30 protein-coding genes and 1 tRNA gene are annotated in these 26218 nt (G+C 64.4%); 14 read left to right on the top strand and 17 right to left on the bottom strand.

The features are described 5' to 3' along the window. Positions 1 to 6: 6 nt before the first annotated feature. The 3 genes from HHL13_RS10305 to HHL13_RS10315 form a co-directional block, all read right to left on the bottom strand. The gene (locus HHL13_RS10305; protein WP_169555580.1) at positions 7 to 1578 is read right to left on the bottom strand and encodes a hypothetical protein; all 1572 of its coding nucleotides are present in this window, start codon (positions 1576 to 1578) and stop codon (positions 7 to 9) included. An 82-nt stretch (positions 1579 to 1660) separates the two neighbouring features. Continuing rightward, positions 1661 to 2503 carry an energy transducer TonB gene (locus tag HHL13_RS10310; RefSeq protein WP_169555581.1) on the bottom strand — a complete coding sequence of 281 codons (843 nt, stop codon included), beginning with the start codon at positions 2501 to 2503 and terminating at the stop codon, positions 1661 to 1663. A gap of 35 nt (positions 2504 to 2538) precedes the next feature. Next, positions 2539 to 2979: a hypothetical protein gene (locus tag HHL13_RS10315; RefSeq protein WP_169555582.1), complete on the bottom strand. Its 441-nt coding sequence runs from the start codon at positions 2977 to 2979 to the stop codon at positions 2539 to 2541. A 468-nt stretch (positions 2980 to 3447) separates the two neighbouring features. Here HHL13_RS10315 and HHL13_RS10320 point away from each other — a divergent pair, with 468 nt between their 5' ends. The 4 genes from HHL13_RS10320 to HHL13_RS10335 all read left to right on the top strand — a co-directional run bounded on the left by HHL13_RS10320 (position 3448) and on the right by HHL13_RS10335 (position 10314). After that, complete coding sequence (locus HHL13_RS10320; protein WP_169555583.1) at positions 3448 to 5577, top strand: hypothetical protein; 2130 nt, start codon at positions 3448 to 3450, stop codon at positions 5575 to 5577. Positions 5578 to 5676: 99 nt separating this feature from the next. Further along, the gene (gene uvrA, locus HHL13_RS10325; protein ID WP_169555584.1) at positions 5677 to 8613 is read left to right on the top strand and encodes an excinuclease ABC subunit UvrA; all 2937 of its coding nucleotides are present in this window, start codon (positions 5677 to 5679) and stop codon (positions 8611 to 8613) included. A gap of 292 nt (positions 8614 to 8905) precedes the next feature. Continuing rightward, on the top strand, positions 8906 to 9652 hold the full coding sequence (locus HHL13_RS10330) for a hypothetical protein (RefSeq protein WP_169555585.1): 747 nt from the start codon (positions 8906 to 8908) through the stop codon (positions 9650 to 9652). Positions 9653 to 9732: 80 nt separating this feature from the next. Next, on the top strand, positions 9733 to 10314 hold the full coding sequence (locus HHL13_RS10335; protein WP_169555586.1) for a hypothetical protein: 582 nt from the start codon (positions 9733 to 9735) through the stop codon (positions 10312 to 10314). Positions 10315 to 10701: 387 nt separating this feature from the next. On the opposite strand, the gene HHL13_RS10340 is transcribed toward HHL13_RS10335, so the two are convergent. Then, entirely contained in the window at positions 10702 to 10965 is a 264-nt protein-coding gene (locus tag HHL13_RS10340; protein ID WP_169555587.1) for a hypothetical protein, read from the bottom strand. Between the two features lie 389 nt (positions 10966 to 11354). Between HHL13_RS10340 and HHL13_RS10345 the strand changes: the two genes are divergently transcribed. From HHL13_RS10345 to HHL13_RS10385, 9 genes are all read left to right on the top strand, one after another. Further along, positions 11355 to 11504 carry a hypothetical protein gene (locus tag HHL13_RS10345; RefSeq protein WP_169555588.1) on the top strand — a complete coding sequence of 50 codons (150 nt, stop codon included), beginning with the start codon at positions 11355 to 11357 and terminating at the stop codon, positions 11502 to 11504. Positions 11505 to 11695: 191 nt separating this feature from the next. Further along, entirely contained in the window at positions 11696 to 12409 is a 714-nt protein-coding gene (locus HHL13_RS10350) for a hypothetical protein (RefSeq protein WP_169555589.1), read from the top strand. A gap of 141 nt (positions 12410 to 12550) precedes the next feature. Then, complete coding sequence (locus HHL13_RS10355; protein WP_169555590.1) at positions 12551 to 12937, top strand: DUF3597 domain-containing protein; 387 nt, start codon at positions 12551 to 12553, stop codon at positions 12935 to 12937. A 99-nt stretch (positions 12938 to 13036) separates the two neighbouring features. Continuing rightward, positions 13037 to 14068 carry a GGDEF domain-containing protein gene (locus HHL13_RS10360; protein ID WP_169555591.1) on the top strand — a complete coding sequence of 344 codons (1032 nt, stop codon included), beginning with the start codon at positions 13037 to 13039 and terminating at the stop codon, positions 14066 to 14068. A 159-nt stretch (positions 14069 to 14227) separates the two neighbouring features. Next, the gene (locus tag HHL13_RS10365) at positions 14228 to 14440 is read left to right on the top strand and encodes a cold-shock protein (protein ID WP_169555592.1); all 213 of its coding nucleotides are present in this window, start codon (positions 14228 to 14230) and stop codon (positions 14438 to 14440) included. Between the two features lie 62 nt (positions 14441 to 14502). Next, the gene (locus tag HHL13_RS10370) at positions 14503 to 14709 is read left to right on the top strand and encodes a hypothetical protein (RefSeq protein WP_169555593.1); all 207 of its coding nucleotides are present in this window, start codon (positions 14503 to 14505) and stop codon (positions 14707 to 14709) included. A gap of 228 nt (positions 14710 to 14937) precedes the next feature. Continuing rightward, positions 14938 to 15330, top strand: coding sequence for a hypothetical protein (locus tag HHL13_RS10375; protein WP_206376892.1), 393 nt, complete (start codon positions 14938 to 14940; stop codon positions 15328 to 15330). 68 nt (positions 15331 to 15398) lie between these two features. After that, positions 15399 to 15812 carry a hypothetical protein gene (locus tag HHL13_RS10380; protein WP_206376893.1) on the top strand — a complete coding sequence of 138 codons (414 nt, stop codon included), beginning with the start codon at positions 15399 to 15401 and terminating at the stop codon, positions 15810 to 15812. Positions 15813 to 15893: 81 nt separating this feature from the next. Then, positions 15894 to 16322 carry an OsmC family protein gene (locus HHL13_RS10385; protein WP_169555594.1) on the top strand — a complete coding sequence of 143 codons (429 nt, stop codon included), beginning with the start codon at positions 15894 to 15896 and terminating at the stop codon, positions 16320 to 16322. On the opposite strand, the gene HHL13_RS10390 is transcribed toward HHL13_RS10385, so the two are convergent. The 11 genes from HHL13_RS10390 to yajC all read right to left on the bottom strand — a co-directional run bounded on the left by HHL13_RS10390 (position 16309) and on the right by yajC (position 24710). Then, a complete protein-coding gene (locus tag HHL13_RS10390) occupies positions 16309 to 16872 on the bottom strand; it encodes a hypothetical protein (RefSeq protein ID WP_169555595.1) in 564 nt (187 codons plus the stop codon). The two genes, HHL13_RS10385 and HHL13_RS10390, sit on opposite strands and share 14 nt — an antisense overlap. A gap of 77 nt (positions 16873 to 16949) precedes the next feature. Beyond that, entirely contained in the window at positions 16950 to 17318 is a 369-nt protein-coding gene (locus tag HHL13_RS10395) for a hypothetical protein (protein WP_169555596.1), read from the bottom strand. A 111-nt stretch (positions 17319 to 17429) separates the two neighbouring features. After that, on the bottom strand, positions 17430 to 17831 hold the full coding sequence (locus HHL13_RS10400) for a low affinity iron permease family protein (RefSeq protein WP_169555597.1): 402 nt from the start codon (positions 17829 to 17831) through the stop codon (positions 17430 to 17432). Positions 17832 to 18568: 737 nt separating this feature from the next. Further along, the gene (locus HHL13_RS10405) at positions 18569 to 19000 is read right to left on the bottom strand and encodes a cupin domain-containing protein (protein WP_169555598.1); all 432 of its coding nucleotides are present in this window, start codon (positions 18998 to 19000) and stop codon (positions 18569 to 18571) included. Continuing rightward, a complete protein-coding gene (locus HHL13_RS10410; RefSeq protein WP_169555599.1) occupies positions 19000 to 19638 on the bottom strand; it encodes a histone in 639 nt (212 codons plus the stop codon). The genes HHL13_RS10405 and HHL13_RS10410 overlap by 1 nt, the downstream gene beginning before the upstream one ends. Before the next feature lie 54 nt (positions 19639 to 19692). Beyond that, entirely contained in the window at positions 19693 to 20880 is a 1188-nt protein-coding gene (locus HHL13_RS10415; protein WP_169555600.1) for a glycosyltransferase, read from the bottom strand. Positions 20881 to 20930: 50 nt separating this feature from the next. Next, positions 20931 to 21293, bottom strand: coding sequence for a glycine zipper 2TM domain-containing protein (locus HHL13_RS10420; RefSeq protein ID WP_169555601.1), 363 nt, complete (start codon positions 21291 to 21293; stop codon positions 20931 to 20933). A 99-nt stretch (positions 21294 to 21392) separates the two neighbouring features. Beyond that, entirely contained in the window at positions 21393 to 21761 is a 369-nt protein-coding gene (locus tag HHL13_RS10425) for an Mth938-like domain-containing protein (protein WP_169555602.1), read from the bottom strand. Positions 21762 to 21777: 16 nt separating this feature from the next. Continuing rightward, positions 21778 to 22761: a protein translocase subunit SecF gene (gene secF / locus HHL13_RS10430; RefSeq protein ID WP_169555603.1), complete on the bottom strand. Its 984-nt coding sequence runs from the start codon at positions 22759 to 22761 to the stop codon at positions 21778 to 21780. Positions 22762 to 22773: 12 nt separating this feature from the next. Then, positions 22774 to 24372, bottom strand: a complete 1599-nt coding sequence (secD, locus tag HHL13_RS10435; RefSeq protein ID WP_169555604.1) for a protein translocase subunit SecD — start codon at positions 24370 to 24372, stop codon at positions 22774 to 22776. Continuing rightward, complete coding sequence (gene yajC / locus HHL13_RS10440) at positions 24372 to 24710, bottom strand: preprotein translocase subunit YajC (protein ID WP_169555605.1); 339 nt, start codon at positions 24708 to 24710, stop codon at positions 24372 to 24374. The genes secD and yajC overlap by 1 nt, the downstream gene beginning before the upstream one ends. A 192-nt stretch (positions 24711 to 24902) precedes the next feature. Here yajC and HHL13_RS10445 point away from each other — a divergent pair. Next, a tRNA-Pro gene (locus HHL13_RS10445) sits at positions 24903 to 24979 on the top strand. Between the two features lie 147 nt (positions 24980 to 25126). Here HHL13_RS10445 and HHL13_RS10450 read toward each other — a convergent pair. Together HHL13_RS10450 and HHL13_RS10455 are read right to left on the bottom strand one after the other, a co-directional pair. Then, positions 25127 to 25579 (bottom strand): hypothetical protein, encoded by a 453-nt coding sequence (locus HHL13_RS10450; protein ID WP_169555606.1) that lies wholly within the window; start codon positions 25577 to 25579, stop codon positions 25127 to 25129. A 185-nt stretch (positions 25580 to 25764) separates the two neighbouring features. After that, entirely contained in the window at positions 25765 to 26127 is a 363-nt protein-coding gene (locus HHL13_RS10455; protein ID WP_169555607.1) for a DUF2200 domain-containing protein, read from the bottom strand. Positions 26128 to 26218 lie beyond the last annotated feature (91 nt).

Here is a 26218-nt window from a genome sequence, read left to right on the forward strand (position 1 = left end):
GCCCGCCTAGGGCGTGTCGCCCGCTGTATCGAAGGTCCGCGGCGACGGAGGTGGCGGCGGAGGCGGAGGCGGTGGTGGCGGTGGTGGTGGCGGCGGTGGAGCCACATACACCGGCGCGGGCGGCGGGGGCGGCGGCGCAACATACACCGGCGCAGGCGGTGGCGGCGGTGGTGCCGAATAGCTCCGCACGGGCGCGGGCGGCGGGGACGGCGGCGGCGTATAGGACCGCGCCGGGGGCGTATATTCCGGCCTCGGCACGGATGGCGCGGAATAGGTTTGCGGCGGGGGCGAATAGCTCGGCGCCGGCGCAGTGTAGGTCGGCGGTGCGACGCGCACGCGCGGACGCTCGCCCAGCGGCTCGTCGATGCGCGGACGCGGACGCACCGAAGGGCGCGGCGGCGCAGGCGGAGCAGGCGTCGCGTCCGGAGCGGCCGGCGCGCCCTGCGGCACGGATGGCTCAGCGGTCGAGAGATCGGATGCCGGACGCGTCGGAACCGGCGCTTCGGGACGCGGGCGCATCATGCCCGGGCCACCCGGACGCGGCGTCCGCGTGCCTGAGGGCGGCGCGGTCGGCGCAGCCGGCATGGTCGGCGTCACCATCACCGGCGGCAGCGGCGGCACGCCCTCATCGTCGGCCGGCCGGTCCAGGCGCAGGCGTCCGCCATCGCCATTCTGGCTGGGCACCGGCCGCCCCATCCCCGGCGTACGCGGATTGCGCGGCGGCTGGTTCCCTGCGCCTGGCGCACCCGGACGCGGCGGGCGCGGCCCGGCGCCGGGCGTGCCCGGACGGCGGGGCGGCGTCGTGCCCGGCGGGGGCGGCGTATAGCTGCCCGGCGGCTGCCCGCGCCATCCGCCATCGCCCCAGTTGCGGAACCGGTCGCGCACCGCTTCGCGGATGCGCCGCTCGGGATCGAGGCGGCGGCGATACTCCGCACCGCGCGGACCGTTGCGGTGGCGGCGCCAGCCTTCGTGGCGGCGCTGGCCATCGTTCCAGTCATTCTGCCAGTCCCACCAGAGATAGGAAAAGTCGATCCAGCTCGTCACCCGCACCGGCTGCCACTGGTCGCGGCGGATCATCGCGCGCTTCAGCGCCCGGCCGCGGTCATAGCCGCGGATCGCGGTGATCAGCCACCCGGTGCCTTCCTCGCGCCCCAGCACCCCGCCGTCCGGACCATAGATCACGGCGACTTCGCCTTCGATAAAGCCATAGCTCATCTCGGGATCGCGGACGAGGAACGGCACCTGGCTGTTCCCCTCGAAGAAATAGCTGTGCAGCCCGTCCTCGCGCTGTTCGGCGATCAGCACCGAACCATCCTCCAGCGTCCAGGCCCAGGGCTGGCTGTCGCCCGAATAGAAGCTCAGGTCGGGGGGAGACTCGCCCACCGCTTCGCTCATCGCATCGGCACGGTCGATCCACTCATAATCCTCGAACCCGGTCATGTCGGCCCATGCGGCGGGCGCGGGCGGTGGGGCGTACTGATAGCCGTAATCGACGGGCATGCACGCCGACAGCGCCAGTGCGGCGGCAAGGGCGCTGGCCCCGCCCATCAGCCGTTTCCGTGTCTCAAGGCCCGTCATCGACTCTCTCCCCATCTCCCTAATCGAAAGGAGAATTTCGTTTCGCCGCTGAACCGGAGATGAAGGTCCGGCGCCATTGCCATCAGGGCAGTTCCCACCGGAACCGGCTGATCCACATATCGGGCACGGGCTTGCCCGCCGCATCGCGCGCCGGCGTGAACTTCGCGCGCTTTCGCATCAGGCCGCAGACCGTGTCGTCGAGCACCACGCTTCCGCTGCCGTGGAGGATCGTGCAGCCGACGACCTTGCCGTCCGCCCCGATCGTCAGCCGGAACGTCGCGGTTCCCTGCTCGCGCTTCTGCAGCGCTTCCTTCGGATAGTCGGCATTCGTCACCCAGGTCTGCGGCGTTCCGGTCGGCACCGCACGGTTCACCGCGGAGCGCAGGATTTCGGGATCGACTTCCCAGCTCTTGAGCAGGTCGTCATGACACGGTTCCAGCGCCTTGAATGCCGCCGCGGTCCGGCCCGGCTCCAGCACGACGTCCAGCTTGCCGCCCTCGATCTCGATCCGGTTCGAAGCGATCATCTGATCGAGCTGTGCCTGATCCAGCAGCACATACAGCAATCGCCGCGGGCTCTCGCCTACCGGCGCACTTGCATACCGCTCGTTGAAGCTTTCGCCACCCGGCTGCAGCCCGATCCGGACCCATCCGAAAGTCGCCCGCTTCGGCCCCGGGCCCTTTTCCGGAGACGTGACCACCACCAGCGTCGCGCCGCTGCTGCGCGGAAGCGTGATGAACACCAGTTCCACCTGGTCCGCACCGGTCCCGTATTTTCGGAACGCGCGGCACGAATCCCGTGCATAGTCGATCGCCCAGGGCGTCGCCGCTTTCAGCACCGCAGGCGCGGACGCCGTCTGCGCCATTGCGGGCGCAACCATCGCAGCCGCCGTCATCACCCCCGTCACCAAACCGATCAGCCGCATCGTCTGCCCCCTTCCGAATGCCCCCGCACCATGCATCACCGCGCGAACAATTGCTTCGGCGCGCCATGCTCGTCCGGCCAGGCTTCCCATGCCACGTCGGTCGGCCCGATGACGAAGGTCACGACGCGCCATGTGCCGCGCTCCTGCCGTAACAGCGCATAGACGGTATCGCCGTCGAGCACGCCGGCCTCCTGCTGTTCGGCATAGTGCGTCTTGCCGAAATCGATCTCCGCGCCGGCAGGGGTTCGCGGCGAAGCCGTGACGAACGCCCAGCCGCGATAGGTCCGCATCTCGCGCACCACGAATTTCACCGGCTGTTTCAAATCCTCCGCGATCGCGCTCCGCAGTGTGTCGAGCAGTTGCGCCCGCGACGGATCGCCCAGCCCCACCTGCACTGCTTGCGCCGAAGCCGCCGGAACACCCCCTGCCGCCACGACCGCGAGCCCCAGCAAGATTCCGGTTCCCCACTTCTTCATCGCGACACCTTCCGGATTTAAAACTCGGTCTTGATCCTGTTGAACGGCAATCGTTTTTGTTGGCGCGGTCCGTAGAACTACGGATTATTCGCGAAAATCACGCAGAGGGGAAGTCGAGATCCGCAAAAGCCCCTTGGCATTGGCTGCATTCGGCCTCCTGGCAACGTACGACAATGGGGGCGGCACGAGAGCGTTTTGAGGAGCCGCCGGATCGCCCGCCCGGGAGTCCGTGCCGGACCGGACCCAAAATCGATTGTTGCTGCCTGCGCCGCACCCCATATCTGATCCGGGAGGAACCGCATGGCGCTCAGGCTCAACTGTGTCGAACCGCTGACCGCCATCGCCATCGGCGCGGGCGCCTGTGCGCTGGCGCCGCTCGACGCGGGGCTGACCGCGGGCGCGATCATCGGCGGCACCGGCCTGCTCGCACGCATCCGCGAAAATTCGCGCAAGGCGGGCCTGGACGATGTGGCGATCGTCGAGCGGCTCCAGAAGCAGATCCTGCGCGAATGGGAACGGTGGGAATCGACGCCCGAACGCCGCGATGCCGTCACGCGCGCCGATGCCGCGATGACCCGGCTGCTGCCGGCAGTGATGCTGACTCGCGAGGAACTGGCGGCCACGGCCACCATGTCGAGCATCGAGGCCTATCCGGTCGTCGCTGCGGCAAGGATCGTCGACGAGCTGGGCAATCACGAGAGCATGTTCGCTCCGCCTGCCGATGATCGCGAGGCCAGTCTGGAACGCCTGTTCGCTCTTGAAGTCGTCGAGCGCGCATTGCGCGCGGCCAAGGACGACAAGGATTATGCGATCCTGCTCACGCTCGACATCGCGATCGAGGTCGGCCGGGCGCTTGCCGGGGTCTCGCAGCAGATCGATGAATCCACCGAAACCCTGTCCCGCAAGATCGACGACGGCCTGGCGGCGGTCCAGAAATCGCTGGGTGGCGAGTACGAAAAACTCTCGCAACAGGCGCTTCGCGGCGCGGTCGCCCGCTTCATCACCTTCCGTCCAAACGCGCCGACCAGCGAAGTCGTCGAAGCCGTCGATCGCTTCATTCCCGAATATGACGCCCTGCGCGAGCGTGTCGCGTTGCTCGACGCGAACGACAATCGACTGAAGGGCGCGCAGCAGGCGGCATCCGAAGCGCTCGATCGTGGAGACCTCGACGCTGCCCGCCAGCATCTCCGCGAAGCGGTGCTCATCCAGGGCGAGCGGACCGCGGAGGCGGTCCGGCAAGAGGCGCAGACTTTATCCGAGCTGGCGAGTGCCGACCTGCTCGCGCTGGACTGGCAGAGCGCCTACGCGAACTGGAAGGACGCCGGCGCGAAGCTGACGCCCTATGACGCGGGAGCCGCTGGCGCACTGATGGCTGCGGCAGGGCTTCATTTGCGGAAGCACGGACTTGATTTCGGATCGATGGGCGCGCTTTCCGCAGCTGCTGCGATCTGGCGGCTGCTTCGAGATCAGGCCCTTGCGCGCGGGGACACGGCCGGTGCGGCGGGCTGCTCCAACAATCTCGGCGATGTTCTGAGCAGCCAGGGCGAGCGCGCCGGAGGGGAGGCAGGCCTCGCCTTTCTTGCCGAAGCGGCGAATGTACTGCGCGAAGCCCTGTCGCTCTGCGAGCAGATTTCAGCATCCGAACTGTCAGCCACATTGCAGGTAAGTCTGGGCAATGCGTTGCGTGAGTTGGGCAGCCGAACGTCGGATAAAGCCGGTTTCGATCTGCTGATGCAGGCCGCGGCGACATATCAGGCGGCGATGAAGGTATATACCAAGAAGGCGCATCCGCTTAACTGGGCGGGGTGCAACAACAACCTTGGAATCGCCCTCGAAGCTGCAGGGGACCGCATGAGCGGCTCCACGGGTCTTTCACTCATCACTGCAGCGATCGCCGCATCGATTGCGGCCCTCAGCCTCGGACGGAGCGCGTTTGACGAGGCCCAATGGGCTATCTTCAATACCAATTTCGGCAATGCGCTATGCGCCAGGGCGCAACGCACCAGCCTGGAGGTAAGTCGATTCGACCTTGCGCTGGCGGCGCTTGCCTTTCGCGATACCCTGGCTGCCTATACCGAGGTTGAAACGCCGGCGAGTTGGGCGATGACGCAGAACAACCTCGGCATCATTCTCAGGATGCAAGGCGCCCAGACGCCCGGCGACGAAGGGGTCGAGCTCATCTGGCAAGCTGTACACGCATTTGAGGCGGCACTGAGAATCCGCACCGAAAAGGCGGTCCCGTTCAAATGGGCAATGACCCAGAACAATCTCGGCGCCGCCCTCGGGACTCTTGGCCAGCGCGTGGAGGGTGAAGCCGGGATCGAAATCCTCGCGCGGGGGATCGCCGCCTTCAAGGCCGCCATGACGGTCTATGATCCGATGTCGGCGCAATGGGCGATGACGGGGGAGAATATCGCCCGGATGCACGAGGTGATCGCAGAGCGTTCCACCGATCCGCTTCCCGGGCTCAAGGCTGCGGAACAAGCCCTGATCGAGGCTCTGTCGGCATTTTCCCCGGAGCACATGGCCTATTATCACAACAAGGCCAGCGCCAGCCTCGCGCGCGTCCGCGAGAAGATCGCGGCCATCGAAGCCTGATTCCCTCCGCCAGCTTGAACTGTCCCGCGCGCGCACCCAATTTCACCGGCGGCCGCCCCTCGGCTTGCCCCCGGAACATCAATAGAACATATAGGCCTCATGTCCCTGACCCATATCTCCGTCCGCGGCGCGCGTGAGCACAATCTCAAGGGCGTCGATATCGACATTCCCCGCGATACGCTGACGGTGATCACCGGCCTCTCCGGCTCGGGCAAATCCTCGCTCGCCTTCGACACCATCTATGCCGAGGGTCAGCGCCGCTACGTCGAGTCGCTCTCGGCCTATGCGCGCCAGTTCCTCGAGATGATGCAGAAGCCCGACGTCGATCATATCGAGGGCCTCTCCCCCGCCATCTCGATCGAACAGAAGACCACCAGCCGCAATCCGCGCTCCACGGTCGCCACGGTCACCGAGATCTACGACTATATGCGCCTGCTCTGGGCGCGCGTCGGCATTCCGTACAGCCCGGCCACCGGCCTCCCCATCGCCGCGCAGACCGTGTCGCAGATGGTCGACCGCGTGCTGGCCCTGCCCGAAGGCACCCGCCTGCTCCTCCTCGCCCCCGTCGTGCGCGGCCGCAAGGGCGAGTATCGCAAGGAGCTGGCCGAGTGGCAGAAGGCGGGCTTCACCCGCGTCCGCATCGACGGCGAGACCATGCTGATCGAGGACGCCCCCGCGCTCGACAAGAAGTTCAAGCACGACATCGAAGTGGTGGTCGACCGCCTCGTCGTTCGCGACGATATCGCCACCCGCCTGGCCGAGAGCTTCGAACAGGCGCTCAAGCTTGCCGACGGCCTCGCTTATGTCGATCTGGTCGACACGACGGTCGCCGAACTCGCCGGCAATCGCGTCAAGGAAGCTCCCCAGGCCTTCGCCGCCGAAGGCGGGATGAAGGGCGCCGGCATCCCCGACAACCGCATCGTCTTCTCCGAGAAGTTCGCCTGCCCCGTCTCCGGCTTCACCATCGCCGAGATCGAGCCGCGCCTGTTCTCGTTCAACGCCCCGCAGGGCGCCTGCCCCGCGTGCGACGGTCTGGGCGAGAAGTTGGTGTTCGACGAGGATCTCGTCGTCCCCAATCACGACCTGACCATCAAGAAGGGCGCGATCGTCCCCTGGGCCAAGTCGCAGCCGCCCAGCCCCTATTACATGCAGGTCCTGGGCAGCCTCGCCCGCGAATTCGGCTTCAGCCTCGACACGCCGTGGAAGGACCTGCCCGGCGAGGTCCAGCTGATCGTCCTCCACGGCACCGGCGGCAAGCCCGTCACCCTCACCTTCGTCGACGGCAAGAAGTCGTACGACGTGCGCAAGCCGTTCGAGGGCGTCATCGGCAATCTCAACCGCCGGATGCTCTCCACCGAAAGCGCGTGGATGCGCGAGGAGCTTGCCAAATATCAGGCGTCGCATCCGTGCGAGACGTGCGACGGCGCCCGCCTCAAGCCCGAGGCGCTGGCGGTGAAGGTCGCCATGCGCGACATCTCCAGCGTCACCCGCCTCTCGGTGGTCGACGCGCTCGCCTGGTTCGCCACCCTGCCCGATCAGCTCACGCCGCAGAGCCGCGAGATCGCCCGCGCCATCCTCAAGGAGATCGACGAGCGCCTCGGCTTCCTCAACAATGTCGGCCTCGACTATCTCAACCTCGACCGCACCAGCGGCACCCTGTCGGGCGGCGAGAGCCAGCGCATCCGCCTCGCCTCGCAGATCGGCTCGGGCCTGTCGGGCGTGCTCTACGTCCTCGACGAGCCCTCGATCGGCCTCCACCAGCGCGACAACGACATGCTGCTCGCCACGCTGCGCCGCCTGCGCGACCTCGGCAACACCGTGCTCGTCGTCGAGCATGACGAGGACGCGATCCGCACCGCCGATTACGTCATCGATATGGGCCCCGGCGCGGGCGTCCACGGTGGCGAGATCGTCGCGCATGGCAGCTTCGAACAGGTCCTCGCCACGCAAGGCAGCGTCACCGCCGATTATCTCAACGGCACCCGCCGCATCGAGGTGCCCGCGAAGCGCCGCAAGGGGACGGCCAGGAAGCTGACGGTGCACAATGCCACCGCCAACAATCTGACCGGCGTCACCGCGTCGATCCCGCTCGGCACCTTCACCTGCATCACCGGCGTCTCCGGCTCGGGCAAGTCGAGCTTCACCATCGACACGCTCTACGCCGCCGCCGCGCGCCAGCTCAACGGCGCCCGCGTCCTCGCCGGCAAGCATGACAAAATCACCGGGCTCGAGCATCTCGACAAGGTGATCGACATCGATCAGTCGCCCATCGGCCGCACCCCAAGATCGAACCCGGCCACCTATACCGGCGCCTTCACCGCGATCCGCGACTGGTTCGCCGGCCTCCCCGAAGCGCAGGCGCGCGGCTACAAGCCCGGCCGCTTCAGCTTCAACGTCAAGGGCGGCCGCTGCGAAGCCTGCACGGGCGACGGCCTGCTCAAGATCGAGATGCACTTCCTCCCCGACGTCTATGTCACCTGCGACGTCTGCCACGGCCAGCGCTACAATCGCGAAACGCTGGAAGTGAAGTTCAAGGGCCTCAGCATCGCCGACGTGCTCGACATGACGGTCGAGGACGCAGTCGAGTTCTTCAAGGCCGTCCCGCCGATCCGCGACAAGATGGCGATGCTCGCCGAAGTCGGCCTGGGCTATGTGAAGGTCGGCCAGCAGGCCACCACGCTATCGGGCGGCGAAGCCCAGCGCGTGAAACTCGCCAAGGAACTGGCGCGCCGCGCCACCGGCAACACCCTTTACATCCTCGACGAACCCACCACCGGCCTCCACTTCGAAGACGTCCGCAAACTGCTCGAAGTCCTCCACGCGCTGGTCGAACAGGGCAACACCGTGGTGGTGATCGAGCACAATCTCGACGTGATCAAAACCGCCGATTGGGTGCTGGACCTCGGCCCGGAGGGCGGCGTGAAGGGCGGCGAGATCGTGGCGGAAGGCACGCCGGAAGCGGTGGCGAAGGAACCGCGGAGTTATACGGGGCGGTATTTGGCGCCGTTGTTGGGACGAGAAAAGTTGAAGAGGTAACCGATGCAGCTTACCTCCCTAAGACGGAGATTCACACGACCCTCGATTCTCAACGAAAGTCGATCTATCATCAATCATTGTTCGATGATGGCAGGGGGTGGATTTGTTTCTGGAGAAGCATTCTAGGTTTATTCGACACTACCGCTTCACGTTTACCGGTAGAAAGGCAAGGGCCCCTATCTTGCCCTTAATCGGGCATGCCGGCGTGTATTCCATATTCGATGCGCTCCAAAAGGCACTACGATCCAATAGGGCGCTGGATGTGAAAGATAATGGAGACATCATCGAACTCATGGAGATCGATGCGACGTCCGTCAGCGGTGCGTTGATTTTGCTTTTTCATCGAGCTAGCCCCAGAGCGGCAGATCCGATGTATCGGAAGAAAGCTAGGGCGGGGGTGACGCTTCGTACCGTGAATCGGAAACCTGACGAGGACCAATCAGTCTCTGCTCACTTAATTATAAAAAAATCTGCTCGATCGACTGGCGAGTATGACGCCGCCCTTGAAGAAATACCAGGTATGAGCATGGCGTCAGTCGGGACTGTAATACGTAAGGCCCTTACAGATTACGTCTATGATTTTGAAAATAAACGCGGCGAAGATGAAAATACTTATACAGTATTCAAATCTCGTGGCGTTAAATCTGAAACTGTTACAAACGCACTAAAAACTGGAAATTTTAAGTATGTAACTTTGGTTCGACCCGCGCGCGCCGATTTTGTCGATTCTGGAGATACCTTCCAACCTATCGACGAGAGAATGAAAATCCGAATCAAAGGCGAGATTGAAGCGAAAGATTGGATGGATCGGATCGGAGCCCTAGCGAAACGCGCAAGAGCCGCAGGATGGGACGATTTTCAAGTTGATATCGAAATGGATGACGATCGCAGCAAAACAGTGCAAATAGCCCGTGGAGAAGAAGCTAAAGAGATTATGTTTATTCGCGCTGAACAAATCTCTCTGAAAAATGAATTGCCGACATGCTCAGCAAAAATATCCGTAGAACTTTCTAAAAAATCCTTAGCTTACATATCATAGATATGTATTACTTATTTTTCTCTTTTAGGTATTTATCCCTACGAACGGAAAGTGGCCGCCTAGTAATTTGGCGTGACTTTTTGCCAGTATCGGTTCTATGCCTTGCCCTATCTCTCCCGTTTTGGTCGATAAAATACTCGGGGTTCTTCGAACCGGCGGGATTTCTTGGACGGGTAGGAAGTATCACCGGCAATCTGGCAGGTTTCTATATCGCCGGACTCGTCGCCGTTGCAGCCTTTGCAATGGAACGCGCCTCCTTGGATGATGTGATCAAGACAGGAAAGGTTTCTCCTGACCCAAGCTCCTCAGCAGATCGGCGATTTCTAACCCGACGAGAATACGTTTGCTATATATTCGGATATCTTACTTTTTGCTCTTTAGCATTTTCAATTCTATCAGTTTTGGCAACATCAATTGGTCAACCAATAGGCAAGTATATATACGGAACCACATGGCTCATTTTTGAACACGAAGTTAAAGTAAAATCGCTAGCGAGAGCAATTTCAATTTTCCTAATTATAGCACCGCTTGCGCATTTGCTAGTAACGACAGGATATGGATTATACTATCTCATCGAGAAAATTTACGAAAAGACTCCAAAATTAAAAAGCAAACCCGGCAGCGACGCTCGAATTACAAATTTAGATACGGGAATTGACTGAATTTTCTCCGATTACTTTATTTTCCTTATGATTTCTCAAATCAAATAATCTCATAGCCAGAGGTAGCCACCTCACTCAATTTCCTTTGAATCCCGCACCCCGCTCCCATACCCCTCAGGCGCCACCCGCACCGCGGCTGCCTTTTCGCGAGCCGACGGACTCCGGGCGACATCGCCCGCGCGGCGGTTCGCGAAGTGCTGGGCTGAGGCCCCCGGCCTCACACTGAAGCTGTCAAGCGTTGCCGGCGCGACGATCCATCTGCCCCGCAACGCCGGCCCTCCCCTCCCCCGATCCTCATGCCCGCCGGAACGCGCGGCACCGGCGCATCGCGCGCGCATCCGAGAGGCTGCGGCCACCGCGCGCCCGGCGCAGCAGCCGCCCGAAACCTCAAAGCGGCTCCCACACCCCCTGGTTGCAATACCCCGCCAGCAGCGGCTCGGAATATTCCGTCGTCTCGCCGACCAGCCAGGCGTGGGTCGTCACGCCCCAATAGGTGCAGTCGCTATAGTGGATGCCCACCACGCTCCCGTTCGGCGCGTCGTAATAATAGATATGGTAGATCGGCTCGCTCTGCGTAACCGAGAGCGCAGGTCCCGGCAGCGAGAGGAGGGATGCCGCGAACAGGATGACGGCAAGCTTGCGTCTGATCATGATCATAATCCCCATTTTCGCCGATCGTCACGAGTCGGCGGGATCAGGATAGGCACCCCTAGTGCTGGCCACCATCGGACCGGACCATATTGAAGCCAATTCTTCTTGGCCGATACTTCGCGTTCATTACATGCCGCCCGCCAGACACGCGGGCCCGCGCAGGGCCTCCGGAGGCCGCGCCCTTGAAATCCCGGACCGCAACCCCATATTCCCCATCAGGCGCCATCCACTCGCTGGCGGTTTCCCCCGGAAACCCGGTGCCTACGCAGTCCGATCGCTCTGCACCCGCCGCGCCTGAACAGCGCGGCTATTCGCATATTCGAACGGACCGCAGCCGGTATCGCCCCAGGCGAACCCGGCACCCAAACATCCACAACAAGGAACCCTAATTGACCTTTTTCGAAAACATCCACGAAACGCAGATTACCCGTAACTACCCCCAGCCGATCCCCGGCCGCGCCCCGCGCCGCCGCCTCTTCGCCACCGGCCGTTCCCCGGCCGCCATCGCCCGCGCGGCGGTCCGCGAAGTTCTCGGCTGAGCCAGACCGGCGTTGCCGGCGGCGCAAACCGCCGCCCCGCAACGCCCCACCTGCCTCTCCATCACGGCCACCTCGTTCACGTCCCCCCGCGGCGGCAATCGCCGCCTTAAGAACAAAGCAAGAACTTTCCGCTGTCCTACAGGGCGCGACTCCGCATATCCTCCCGCGCGAAAAACCGTGGGAGAGTGCATATGGCAAAGCCGCATCCGGTCATCAGCCCGGAAGAACATCGCAAGCAGCAGGAAGCCTATGCGCGCCTGTCCGCTTCCACAGACGCGGCCATCAGCGCCGCGCTCGATGTCTTCAAACGCAATGGCGATGACGACGAACTCGAACAGGCGATGAAGGAAGCCAGCGAGCGCGTCGATCCGCCGCGCGGCCGCTTGCCCGAAGGCATGCCGGACCTGTCCGGCCTCGCGCCGGAGGATCATCCGCGCCTGTCGGGAGAAGGCTGGACGGTGGAGAAGCAGCGCGCCTTTCTCGTCCACCTCTCCGAAACCGGCTGCGTCGGCGATGCCTGTGCTCCGGTCGGCCTGTCGCGCCAGTCGGCCTATAAGCTGCGCCGCCGCGCGCCCAATTCGCTGTTCTCGATCGGCTGGGACGTCGCGATCCATATGGCGCGGCAGGCGATGCTCGACGAAGCGACCGAACGCGCGATTCAGGGGCGCGAGGTGCCGGTCTGGTATCAAGGCCAGCAGGTCGGCACACGCATTCTCCACAACGACCGGCTGCTGATGTTCCTGCTCGCCTGCCGCCGCGACGCGCTTCACCCCGCGCTCGACGCGCGCGAGATGACGCATCTCTTCCCGACGATGCTGCGCATGGTCGATACCATCCTCCCCCCGGCCTTCACTGCCGAGCGGATCGCGGAGCTGACCGGCCATGACGGGGCAGCGAAGCCCTAGGATCGCGGACTTCGGCGCCGGCTGGTTTTTCGCGATCTTGGTGTCAACCGTGTCAACCGCGAAGGGGCCGCAACGCCCTTCCCCGTCGTGCGTTCTCCGCTGCACGCGGCGTCACTCCGGCGTCCGCACAGGAGCTACGGCATGGGCATCTTCGACAGCATCCGCGACGTGATTTTCGGCCATAGCCCGATCAATCCCGCGCCCGCGCCCGGTGCGGCCCCGGCGCCCGCGCCGGCCGCCGCGCCCTCGCCTGCGGCCCCCGCCGCCCCGGTCGATGTCGAGAATGTCCTGCTCGTCTTCGAGACGAAGCGCGGCAAGGCCGATCTCAACTGGCGCAGTTCGATCGTCGATCTGATGAAGCTGCTCGGCCTCGATTCCAGCCTGGAGAACCGCAAGGCGCTCGCCACCGAGCTCGGCTATACCGGCGCGAAGGACGGCTCGGCGGAAATGAACATCTGGCTCCACAAGGCCGTGATGCGCGAGCTGGAGAAGAGCGGCGGGACCGTACCGGCGGCGCTCAAGGATTAGGGGCCCGCGGCGCAAACTACGTAGAATTACGTTAATGCCGCGGATACCTGATCTTCAGCCTTTTGCAGCAGACCGGTCGCCTCGCTTCCGGAGGTCTCAATGCTGTCCCGTCTGCGCTCCCGCAAAAGCGAGGGCTTTGTCGAACCTTCCACACCCGGCGATCCCGGCGCCGAAACGCTTGCCTTCCTCCTGGCGCAGGGCCTGCCCACCACCCCGCGCTACTATGCGCTTGCCCATGCCTCGCTCGCCGATCGCTCCAGCATCGAGGCGCATTCGGTCGCCGAGGCGATGCACGCCACCGGCCGCCTCTCGCTCGAAGCCGCCGAAGCCATCCTCGCCCGGATCAGCCCCGCGCCGCCCGCCGCTGCCGAGCTGCAGGCCGCCGAGGAGCATGAACGCCTCCGCCATCAGACGCTCCACCTCGCCGATCTCGCCGCCACCGCGACGGCCGCCACCAACCAGTTCGGCCGCGATCTCTCCGCCGGGCTCAGCGATCTGGAAAGCGACGGCCGCTCGGTCCTCGCCCTTGTCTCGTCGATGGTCGAGCGCACCCGCAGCACCGAGCAGCAGCTTGCCGCTGCGGTCCAGCAGATCGAGCAGCTCCGCGACGAAGTCGCCGAGGCGCGCAACGATGCGATGCGCGACGAGCTGACCGGGCTGCTCAACCGCCGCGGCATCCTCGATCATCTCGCCGGCCTGGGTGGCCATGCCGTCCGCACCCTGGCCATCTGCGATATCGACAAGTTCAAGGCGATCAACGACGGCCACGGCCATGAAGTCGGCGATCGCGTGCTCAAGGTGGTAGCCGCCGCGCTGGCGCAGGGCTGCGCGCCGCATCTCGTCGGCCGCTGGGGCGGCGAGGAGTTCATCGTCCTGCTCGACGAACCCGATCCGGCCCGCGCGGCGGAGATCGTCGACGATGTCCGCGAAGAACTGTCGCGCCGCACGCTGCGCGTCCGCGAGACGGGCAAGTCACTGGGTACCGTAACTTTTTCCGCCGGTCTCTCCGCCTTCGCCGGCGCGCCGCTGGATCCCGCGCTGCGCATCGCCGACGCCTTGCTCTATCAGGCAAAATTGTCCGGCCGGAACAAGGTCCTGATCGAGCTGCCGCCCGCCGCGCGCGCCGCCTGATTTGCTATTCCGGGCCATCGCGCCCATATGACGGCAGCTACCAGTCGCATATCGACGGTCTTCGGCGCTTTGCGGCTCCCTCTTCCTTCTTTCCCTGCCCCTCGCAGCAACACGAGGGCTCCCGCATTCGGGGTCCCGACAAGAAAGAAGGAAAATCAAATGGCTATCACTGGCACCGTCAAGTTCTTCAACGCCGACAAGGGCTATGGCTTCATCTCGCCGGAGACCGGTGGGCAGGACGCGTTCGTGCACATCACGGCCGTCGAGCGCGCCGGCATGGCGACGCTGAACCAGAACCAGCGCGTCACCTATGAGCTCGAGGAAGACCGTCGCGGCAAGATGGCCGCGGTCAACCTTCAGGCGGCTGACTAACGCTATCCGGTAGCGCGCGCTCCATTGCGGGCGCGCGCCGCCACTTCAGGAGATCGCGGCCGATGGCCAGCAACACCCTCACCTATCGCGATCATGCCGCGAAGGCCCGCGCCGACGCGGACGAAGCCACGCTCGACAATGTCCGCGAACGCTGCCTCCGCGCCGAAGCCGCATGGCTCGACATGGCCGAGCGCCAGGAGCGCGTCGACGCTGCCCGCGCCGTCCGTGAAGCGCCCAAGACGCCCCAGCTCGTGACCGAGGCCGGGTAGATCGAGCATCCGTTCGTCCTTGCCGCTGCGCTGATCGCCCTTGCCGGTCTCGGCGCTCTTGTGACCCTTGCCACGATCCGCCTCCGCCGCCGCAGCGATCACGCGCTGCGTGACGGCAGCCGGCCGATCCGCCGCGCCGATGCCTGGCTCTGGCGCGGCCGCTAAGGGGGAACACCCCGACGTCCGGCCCGTTGATGAAGCATCCCTTCGCAACAACGGAGCCTCCCAATGGCCACAGCAAAACCCGCCAGTTCCGCAAAACCGCGCACCGCCAAACCCACCAGGAAGCGCACCGCCGCGCGCAAGGCAGCTCCGGCACCCGCCGCTCGTACCGCTTCGAAAGCGCTCGGCATTTTCTCGCTCGGCGCCGCGGCAGTGGCGATCGGTGCCGCAATCTACGGTGTCGCTCGCCAGATACTGACGCCGTCCGAAGGCCATGCCGCCCCCGATCTCGCGCTCGACCAGCCGCGTCCTGGCGCGGACGATCGCGCTCCGGCGGCATTCCGGCCCGATCCCACCGCGCCCGTATCGGTCGCCGAACGCGAGAGCCTGCGCCCGGCCACCGGCCCGGTTCCCACGTTGGTCCGCGACGAAGGCGTCCTGCCCGACACGGTTCATTAAGCTCCGCACGCAACCAACCGCGCCGTCACGCATTCCGCCTCTATCCCAAAGGCTTCAGGAGAGAGACGATGCGTATCTTGACCCTCGGCGCGGTCGCTGCGGCTGCGCTGGCGACGACTGCGTGCAGCTATGACGACGGCCGCCCCGGCTATGCCGGTCGCGGCTATTCCAGCTACGACTGGAACCGGCCGGACCCCGCATATGGCGGCTATCATGCCGATCGCTATTATCGCGAGGACAACAACCGCTATCGCGAACGCCGCCTCAGCCGCAACGATCGCGTCTATCGCGGACAGGACGGCCGCTATTATTGCCGCCGGTCGGACGGCACCACCGGCCTGATCGTCGGCGGTATCGCTGGCGGACTGCTTGGCGCGGCCATCGCTCCGGGCGGTTCCGAGACGCTGGGCGCGTTGCTCGGCGCAGCAGGCGGTGCGGCGCTCGGCGCGTCCGTCGAGCGTGGCGAGGCCCGCTGCCGGTAAGGCTCGGCCGCTAATACCTTAGGATGCCTTCCGCTGGGGCGTCGCCGTTCCTAGATCGGGGGCCCCCAGCAGGAGGTTTCAATGACGACGCGCACCGCGACTGCCCGCTACGACGGCTTCGGCAAAGAAGGCAAAGGCCATATCACCACTCAGTCCGGGGTGATGACCGACCAATATTACGGCTTCAACACCCGGTTCGAGGACGGCAAGGGCACCAACCCCGAAGAACTGATCGCCGCGGCCCATGCCGGCTGCTTCACGATGGCCCTCAGCTTCGCGCTCGCCCGCGCCGGTTTCTCCGAAGGGTCGCTGGAGACGAAGGCCGCGGTCAAGCTGGAGCAGGACGGCGAAGGCGGGTTCACCATCACCCGCTCCGATCTCACGCTCAACGCCAGCGTTCCCGGTCTCTCGCAGGGACAGTTTCAGGCACTGGCCGACGGTGCGCACGCAAATTGCCCGGTCTCGAAACTGCTCAAGGCAGAGAGCAATCTGGACGCTACGCTAGGTTGAGAACCGGCAGCAGCGAGAACCAGAAGTAAAAGGCCAGCATCGCCGTGAGCAGTGCGCCGGTCGCCCAGTGGGGTTTCACCAGCGCCGACGCCAGCATCACGGCGAGCAGCCCGCCATTGGTGGCGAAGAAGAAGGTCAGGTCCATCCCGGGCGGCAGGATCGAGAATACAGCCGTGGTGGCCATCAGGTTCGACGCGAAAATGCCGCCCAGCACCTGCCGTTTATGCGCCGCGGCCCAGCTATCGAAATCGGGCCAGTCCTCGGGCTTGTCGGGAAACACCATCGATGCCGCGAAATAATAGAGCCCGCTGATGCTCAAGCCGAGCAACAGCACCGCATAATTGGCCGGAATCTTTTCCCGCAGCTGCCACGCTATGCTCCAGAACGACGTCAGGTCGACCATCACGAACAGGCCAAGCAGCGGCACCAGCCACCCGATCCGCACCTTGCCGCGCAGCTTGACGGTCTTCACCAGCCCCGAGAGCACCTCCACCAGGCTGAAACCCAGCACCAGCCCGAACAGCGAGAAAACGAATTCGAATGCGCTCATGCGTTCAGCCTGCCTGCAAATTCAATCGATCCGCAAGTGGCCACAGCCGTTTGACGAGCGAAAGCGCCGATCGCCGCTTACCGCCCGGCCTGCCGCTTCAACATGAGCATCAGCATCAGGGTCGATAAGGCAAAGCTGGTGAACCCGAGCAGGGCCGCTTCCATGTTACCGGTGAAAATAAACACCAGCATCTCCAGCCAAACCACGCGATTGACGATTACCAGTCGCATGTCGCCATAGCGGGAGGAGAAGAGGCTTCCGCGCCACGACAACTCGCGCTCGCGCGCTTCGGCATTCGCGTTGAATGCACTCACCGCGCGGCGGGTCGGCGCATCGAGCAGCGCGACGACGAAGAGGATCGCGGCCAATCCGCCGAGCACTGTCGCGGCAGGAAGAAGCAACCCGGCTACGGTCCCCGGCGTCAGGATCGCGAACAGGCCCATCATCGCGCCCGCCCCGGCGCCCAGAAGCGCGGGCCAGAAGAACCAGTCCGTCCAACGATCGATCATCGGGTCGCCATAGGAAGGGGCGCGCGCTCGGTCTGTAATGCCGACGGATCAGCGCCGCTCGAGCAGCCGCTGCAAGCCCTCGTGCCGCGCCGCATCGCCCTGCCCGCAATCGCGCTCCAGATTGGCGCGGATCAGTTCGATCTCGTCTTCCATCAGATGCTCGATGCCGATGAATTCGTTGCGGCCGTGACTCATGGCGCGGATGATCTCGTCCAGCTTGGCCTGGATCGCCGCCGCGTCGCGATTCTGCGCATTCTGGATCAGGAACACCATCAGGAAGGTGACGATCGTCGTGCCGGTGTTGATCACCAGCTGCCAGGTATCGGAATAGTCGAAGATCGGCCCGGTCAGGCCCCAGACGGCGACCACCGCCACCGCCAGCACGAATGCAGGCGGGCGTCCGGCCCAACCGGCGACGGCTTGTGCGAAATGTTCGAACGCGCGCCGCATCGGTGCCTCCCTTCAGAATTCCACCGTGCCTAGCGAAGCTTGGCGGCGGCGTCACGAGATTCGGTCCGCGGATGGGAATACGCAGACAGAACAGCCGGACATCCTGAGGGGAGGCAACCGGGGCGCGGGGCGCCAGCTCAATTCTAAGCAGAATTTTAAGCATAGCAAAAGGGGGCCAGCATTTCTGCCAGCCCCCATGTCACCGGACTTCAGCGCTTCGATCCCGAAGGACCTACCTGCCTGGTTTCGGCGGCATGCTCCACCCGCGCCGGCAAGGGCATGCGGGCTTTGCGTCGATTACCCTGTCCGGGTTTCACTATCCGCAAGCGGATGGCTCCACACCTTTCCTGATAACCCGCTTCGCTGGTGCCGAGGCAACACCGAAGCCTTGCTGGACACTTGACCCGATCCGATCCTTCGCTTCCGAACCCCTTTCGAGGCCTTCCGCTCGACGCTTCCGGATCCTCTTGCGAGGCCCTTCCGCTGGTCGCTTCCGAACGCCTCTCGACGTTCCTCCGCGTCCGATCCATCGGAGCATCCCCGGATCGTCTTTCTGTGGTTTCCCGAAGGCACCTTCAGTCTCTCGATCCGTTGTAAGTCGTTGGCTTTGCTTCGGTTTCCCTCGGCGCCACCGCCTCCTTACAGTTATGAAGGTGTCACTGAATCGGGGGTTCGTGAAGCGTCAAAACACCGCAAGGGCCTGTTGATAACGTGGATAATGTGGACAAGTCGGGCGACTATCGCGAATCGGGAGACCATCCCGGTGGCGCCAGTTCGAATCCCGAAAATTCGAATCCGGGCACGACGACGCAACTCACCAGCGCCCAGCCGGACCGCGCCTCGGCGGCCTGCCAGCGACTCGCTGGCACCAGGCACTGGGGCTGGTAGCCGCGCATCACATCCCCGCCAAGGGTAACATCGGCGATCGCGCCATTTTCCTGTTCGATCCGCACGGTGACCGGCGAACCGGCGTGCCAGAACCAGAGTTCGGCCGCGTCGACCCGGTGCCAATGCGAGCGCTGACCCGTCTCAAGAAGGAACAGGATCGCCGTTCCGCCCGCGCGAATTCCTTCGGGCGCACCGGCGCGCCACGTCTCGCGATACCATCCGCCTTCCGGATGGCGCGCGAGTTCCAGTTCGGCGATCAGCGCCGCAGCTTCTTCATTCATCAGCTGGTCTTGGGCGCTGCCTTGGGTGCGGCGGGCTTTTTGGCGGCAGGCTTATTCGCCGCAGCCTTGGGGGCCGTGGCCTTGGCCGGAGCCTTGGCAGCCGCAGCGGGCTTCTCCGCCGCTGCCTTCTTCACCGCCGGGGCCTTTGGCGCGGCGGCGGGCTTTTCAGCCGCAGGCTTCGCGTTCGCCTTGGGCGCGGGCGCCTTCTTTGCCGCGGGGGCCTTGGCAGGTGCCGCCTTCGCAGCCGGCTTGGCCGCTTCGGCCTTTGCAGGAGTGGTCTTTGGGGCCGCCGGCTTCCTCGCGGCAGGCGCCTTCTTCGCCGCCGGGGCCTTGGCCGGTGCAGCCGGGGCACTCACCGCAGCCGCCACTTCGCTGGCCTGCGCCGCGACGCCCGCCGCCGCTTCGGCGACCTCACCGGCCTTCTTGCCGGCGCGATCCTTGGCCTTGGCAGCCGCTTCGCGCAGCTTGGGATTGGTCCCCAGCTTCGCTGCCAGCGCCACCAATCCTGCCGCGATCACGTCGGCGACCAGCGGATGCTTGGCCAGTTTGACCAGATTCGGTCCCTGATCGCGCAGCGCCTTGGGCAGCTTGATGCCGTTGAAGTATTTCGACGTATTCTTGTCCTTCTTTGCGGCCATCTTTCGATCTCCAGAATTTCGTAACACAGGTGTCACGACAAGGACGCTCCAATGTCAATCGGGTTCCATCCCGGTCCCCGAAACCAGCCGCGAATAGCAGGCGTGCAGCCGCGCGCTGTTCGCCGCCCACGTATAGGGCAGCGCCACTGCGCGCACTGCCGCCGGGTCTGGCGGATCGGCCAGCGTCGCTGCGATCGCATCGGCAAAACCCTGCGCGCTCCGCTCAGCCAGCCGCCCTGCCGCCGCTCCGCCACGCAACACCTGCCGCGCACCACCCACGTCGGGGATCACCACAGGCGTCCCGCTGGCCAGCGCCTCGATCCACGCATTGGCAAGCCCCTCGCGCTCCGATGCCAGCGCCATCACGTCCGCTGCAGCCACCAGCGGCCCGATCTCGTCATGCGGCACACCGCCGAGCAACTTCACCCGATCGCTCAGCCCCACCCGCTCGATCTGCGCCGCCAGCTTCGCCTGTTCCGGCCCCTGCCCGGCGATCCGCAGGTTCACGCCCGGCAACCGCGCTACGGCGTCGATCAATATGTCATGCCCCTTCAGCGGGATCAGCGCGCCCAGCGACACCACCAGCGGCCCGGAAATTCCCATCGCCGCCTTCGCAGCCGCCCGGTCATGCGGCACGAAGCGTTCCAGATCCACGCCGGTCGCATTCGCCACGATCCGTTCGCCGGGCATCCCCAGCGCAATCATGTCGTCGCGCAGCGCTTCGGATACCGCGATCATGCCGGATGCAGCCTTGCCCGCCGCCACGATCTGCTCGCGCACGCCGGGCACCTTGCCCCAATAATGGATGTCTGATCCCCGTGCGGTGATCGACACCGGCACGCCGAAATGCCGCCCCAGCGCCACGGCGGCAGGTCCGCCGGGATAGAAGAATTCCGCGCAGATCAAGTCGAACGGGAAGTCCGCGCGGATCGCCCGCGCCACCGGCAGCACCGCGCGCTCCACCGCCCCCGCGTGAAGCCGCCCTCCGGTGCCCGGCAGGTTGAGGAAGCGGGGCCGATGAACGTCGATCCCCTTCCAATCCTCCCGCTTCGGCAGATCGGCCAGAACGCGATACCGCCCCAACCGCGATAGCGGCCAGGGCGGGATCCCTACCGGGGCGATCACGCGGACCTCGATATCGTCACGCGTCGCAAGCGAGCATGTCTGCCGCTCGACGAAGATGCCGAAATTGGGCCGCGACGCATCCGGAAACAGCGTCGACAGGGTCAGTATGCGGAGCATGACCCCGGCTTAGCACCGGGAAGTTAAAATGCTCCGCGCCTCTCCCTGTGTTAGCGGCAGCGGCGACGCGAGCTGCTGCGATCGATCTCGCGGCCTGCAAGGCCGCCAGCAACGGCGCCGATCAGCGTGCCGGCGCTGCGGTCGCCATGCGTGTCGATCGTCCGGCCGACCAGCGCACCGCCGACGGCACCGACGATCAGGCCGGTCGTGCCATCGGGCTTGCGGCAATAGGTCCTGCCGTCACGACCGCGCCATTCGCGATAGGCATAGCGCTTCTTCTTGTAGCGCTGCGGGGCCGAGTCATACGCGGCGACAGGCTTGGTCACCGAAGCTTCGGCCTTGCCGGCCGGAACCACCGCAAGGGCGGGAACCGCCAGCGACATCGCGCCGAGCGCGAGCAGGATCTTCTTCATGTTTCTCACTCCACTGAACTGGACCGTATCGGCCAATCGGGAGCTTCAACGCGATTGTATCGCTTCAGTTTCAATCTTGCGGTGCCATGAACACCCCGTTCACAGGGGATACAAGGCCCCGGAAATCCAGCGTTTTTCCGCCCGCAGCACCCCCCACACTCGTGCCGCGGCCCGGCTGTCCATCACTTCTAGTCCGATATTCCGTGCCTGTAACGCGGCAGTCAGAGCCTGACCGGGACGCACCAGTGCGGAACCGGTGCCGAGAACCACGAATTCAGGCTGCGGATCCAAGGCAAGCAACGGCGCAAGATCATCGATCCCCAGCGCATCGATCGGCGGCGGCGACCAGCCATCGGCCCGCTCCGGCGTGATGAGCAGCCCGTCATAGATTCCGCCATCGACCTTGAAGCCGCGCCCCGAAAAGCCGGAAATCACCGGCCCGTCGGACGCCTGCCGCTCCATGCGCATTTCAGCCGGTCCCTGCTTACGGCATGTCCTTGAAGTCGACGCGCTCGCCACCCTTGATAGCGTCGCCCGCCACGACTTCCTTCGGCACGAAGCTGTCGGGCTTGAGCCGCAGCCACAGCAGGATCGCCGCCGAGACATACACCGACGAGAAGGTGCCGATCACGATGCCCAGCAGCATCGCCGCGGTGAAGCCGAAGATCACGTCCGGACCCAGCACCAGCAGGATGGTCAGCACGATGCCGATCGACAGCGAGGTGACGACGGTGCGCGACAGCGTCTCGTTGATCGACAGGTCGAGCAGCTCGGGGATGCCCATCTTGCGGTATTTCCGCAGATTTTCGCGAATCCGGTCATATACCACGATCGTGTCGTTCAGCGAATAGCCGATGATCGTCAGGATGGCCGCGACGATGTTCAGGTCGAACTCCAGCCTTGTCAGCGCGAAGAACCCCAAGGTCAGCGCCACGTCGTGGAACAGCGCGAACAGCGCGCCCACTGCGAACTGCCACTCGAAGCGAAACCAGATATAGGCGGCGATGCCCAGCATCGCGAAGATCAGCGCCTTGGTACCGGCCCAGGCCAGTTCCTCGGAAACCTTGCCCGACACGCTCTCCACGCCGCTGACCTTGGCGCCCGGATAGGCGCGCTCGATGGTCACGCGGACCTTGCGTGCGGCTTCCTCGGCCGCCGCATCGCTCGCATCGGCGGGCAGCGGCGTACGGATGCCGATATCGGTCGGGCTGCCGAACTGCTGGATGGTCGCCCCGCCCAGCCCGTCGATCGCGTCGACCTTGATGCGGATTTCCTCGACCGGAACCGGCTGGGCCAGCGTCACGCGGACCGTCTGGCCGCCGACAAAGTCGATGCCCAGATTGAAGCCGCGCACGATGCACAGCACGATCGAAGCGACGATCAGGCCGACCGACAGGGCCATCGCGATGTTCCGGTATTTCAGGAACGGTATGTTCGTGTCGTCGGGGACAAGTTTGAGCGGGCGCATGATCTGGCGGCCTTAGATGTTGATCGTCTTCGGGCGGTTGCGCTTCAGCCAGTCCGCAACGAGCAGACGGGTGAAGGTAACGCCGGTGAAGACCGAAGTGACGATGCCGATCGCAAGCACGACCGCGAAGCCGCGGACCGGACCCGATCCGAAAGTGAACATGATCACCGCCGAGATGACGTTGGTCACGTTCGCGTCGAAGATCGCGCGGCTGGCTTCCTTGTAGCCGAACTCGACCGAAGCGAGCGCGGCGCGGTTGCGCATGCGCTGTTCCTCTCGAATGCGTTCGTTGATCAGCACGTTGGCGTCCACCGCCGCGCCGATCGTCAGCACGAAGCCGGCGATGCCGGGAAGGGTCAGCGAAGCGTTGAACAGCGCCATGCCGGCCACCACCATCACGGCGTTCACCAGCAGCGCCGCCGCCGTATAGACGCCGAAGCGCATATAGGTGACGAGCATGAACACGATCAGCGCAAGGCTGCCGACCACACCGGCCAGCACGCCCTTCTCGATCGATTCGGTGCCGAGCTCCGCCGAAACGGTGCGTTCCTCGACCACCTTCAACGCGATCGGCAGCTTGCCCGAACGCAGCGCGATCGCCAGCTGGGTCGCGCTGTCCGGCGTGAAGTTGCCCGAGATCCGCGCCTGGCCGCCCAGGATCGGCTCCTCGAACACCGGCGCGGAAATCACCACGCCGTCGACGATGATCGCGAACTGCTTGCGGACATTGTCGGTCGACAGCTTGGCGAACCGCTTGGTGCCTGCCCCGTCGAACTGGATGCTGACGCCCGGCTTGCCGTCCTGCTGGCCGAATTCCATCGTCGCGTTGACCAGCTGGTCGCCGCTCAGCGAGACCGGCGAATAGACCGCGATCTTGCCGCCGCCTTCCGCATAGGGCAGCACCTGGCTGCCCGGAGGCGCAACGTCCCGCGCAACGTCGGTCGGGTTCGCGGTGTCGTTGACCAGCTTGAATTCGAGCTTGGCGGTCTCGCCGATCAGGCGCTTCAGCTGCTCGGGATTCTTCAGGCCCGGCACCTGCACGACGATGCGGTTCTTCCCCTGAAGCACGATCGTCGGCTCTCGCGTGCCCAGGCCGTTGATGCGCTTTTCGACGACTTCGCGGGCATCGCCCATCGCAGTCGCGATCGTCTCGTCGAGACCGGCCTTGGTCGGCGTCAGCACGAAGCGCGACGAATCGACCACCTGGATGTCCCACACGCGCTGGCCGGTCATGCCCGCGCCGCTGCCGGTGATCGTCAGCAGCCGCTCGCGCACCGCGTCCACCTTGGTCGGATCATCGACCATGAAGGTCAGTGACCCATCCTTGATTTCGCGCGGACCGATTTCGATCCGGGTCCCGCGCCGCATCTCGGTCAGCACCTGATCGCTCATCTGTTCGAGCTTCGATGCCGCCACGCCCTTGGTATCGGCCTCGAGCAGCAGATAGCTGCCGCCGGCAAGGTCGAGGCCCAGGCTCACGGTCGGCTTCGGCAGCCAGCCTGGGAGGCTCTCATAGACCTTTTCAGGCAACAGACTCGGAATGGCGAGCAGGAACGAAGCGACGATCGTGAGGATCGTCGCCCAGACCTTCCAGCGTGGAAAATCCAGCATCAGTCGTTCGCGGGCTTGGCGCCGAGGGGCTGGACCTCGGCGAGCGTGGCCTTGACCGCGCGGACCTTAACATTCGGCGCAAGCTCGATCTCGACCACGGTCTCCTCGACCTTGGTCACCTTGCCCATCAGGCCGCCGGCGGTGACGACCGAGTCGCCCTTCTTGACGGCCGCGACTGCGTTCTGCAGCGCCTTCATCCGCCGCTGCTGCGGACGGATCATCAGGAAGTAGAAGGCGACGAACAGCAGAAGCATCGGGGCGAGCCCGACAATGCCACCAAGCGTGCTGCCACCTGCGGCCGCGCCAGTCGTCTGTGCAAAAGCTGGGGAGATGAACATGGTGTCCCTGAAAGCCTGAAGTGGTGCGGATTTCCCGCTTTTCTACAAGCGCGGCGCGCTATCATGCAGCGGAAGGGCGCGCAACTCTTGTAAGGAGGCAGCCTGATCCTATGGCGCGGCGAAAAAAGCCCAAAAAGGCCCTGCGCTCGCTTGCATCCCGGCCCATACCCGCCTAGAGGCCGCTCCCTCGGTCGGGGCGTAGCGCAGCCTGGTAGCGCATCACACTGGGGGTGTGGGGGTCGCAGGTTCGAATCCTGTCGCCCCGACCAATTTACCACACCATTTCAATGCATTAGCATCGGCCCGCTGGCGGCGCCAGCGCCACTGTCTAACGCATGTCTAGCAACGCCGCTGACGGCTGGGAAAATCGCGAATCTAATCCGTGCACGCGCAATCTTACTGACGAGGCGAACACGTCAGCTTTGGGTGACGGCCTTCCGAATAGCTCGTGGAATACGAAGCCAAGCGAGCACCATGTTCATCCCGTACAGCCAGCCGAAGGCGAAAGCGGCATATTTCACTCCTTTAACCACACCGCCGTCGGCCGCGCCGAACCCAAAAAACATCACTGCGCCGAACAAGCAAAATACGAAGCCGTGCAAGCTACGTAAGTCGTATTTTAGGCAGCGTGTCCCGATACTCCGTTCAATCCAGAAGCGTCCATCATCATATATAACCATCGCAAGCCAGTTTGGTCCGAAGTAGCCTTCCCATAATGGCGACTTGAAGTTGACCTGATCGGAAGATCTCAGAATTCTGGTTTTCCGTTGACGTTGCAACAATTGCTCTACGCTATCCAGCACCTCGCTGTCTGACCGAGTGTCTTTCAGCGTTGCTGCCCCCCGTAGGTGCCAAATGAAATCAAGCATCAGCAAGAGCTAAGAGGTTTCATGCTGAGCTGCCAGCAGGGATTGAGGCTCGCCCTTGCCACGCGCCTGACCCTCACAGCAACGCCCCGAACCCGAGGGTGCGAGGGGTCGCAGGTTCGAATCCTGTCGCCCCGACCAAGTTCTCACAGCACCGGATAAAGCGTCTCCCGCAAAGGGGACCGGCGCTACGCGGCAGGCGGCTGCCGCAGGATCTTGGCCATCGCCCTTCCCTTCGCGAGTTCGTCGATCAGCTTGTCGAGATAGCGCAACTCGCGCATCAGCGGCTCCTCGATCGTCTCGACCCGGATACCGCAGACAACGCCGGTGATCAGTTCCCGCGCCGGGTTCAGCGCCGGGGCCTGAGCGAAGAAATCCTCGAAGCTGGTCTTGTTGGCCAGCTCGGCCTCCAGCGACTCCTGGCTATGCCCGGTCAGCCAGCGGATAATCTCGTCAACCTCGTCCTTCGTCCGCCCCTTCTTCTCAGCCTTGGTCACGTAGTGCGGATAGACGCTGGCGACGCTCATTCCGTAGATTCGATGCTTGGTCATGCGGGCAGGCTGTCCCCACTCGCACAGGCAATCAACCCCGAACGAAAACAGCGCCCCGCACCCGAAGGTACGAGGCGCCGTCCGGCACGGG

It is taken from the genome of Sphingomonas sp. G-3-2-10 (assembly GCF_012927115.1).
GTDB lineage: Bacteria > Pseudomonadota > Alphaproteobacteria > Sphingomonadales > Sphingomonadaceae > Sphingomonas.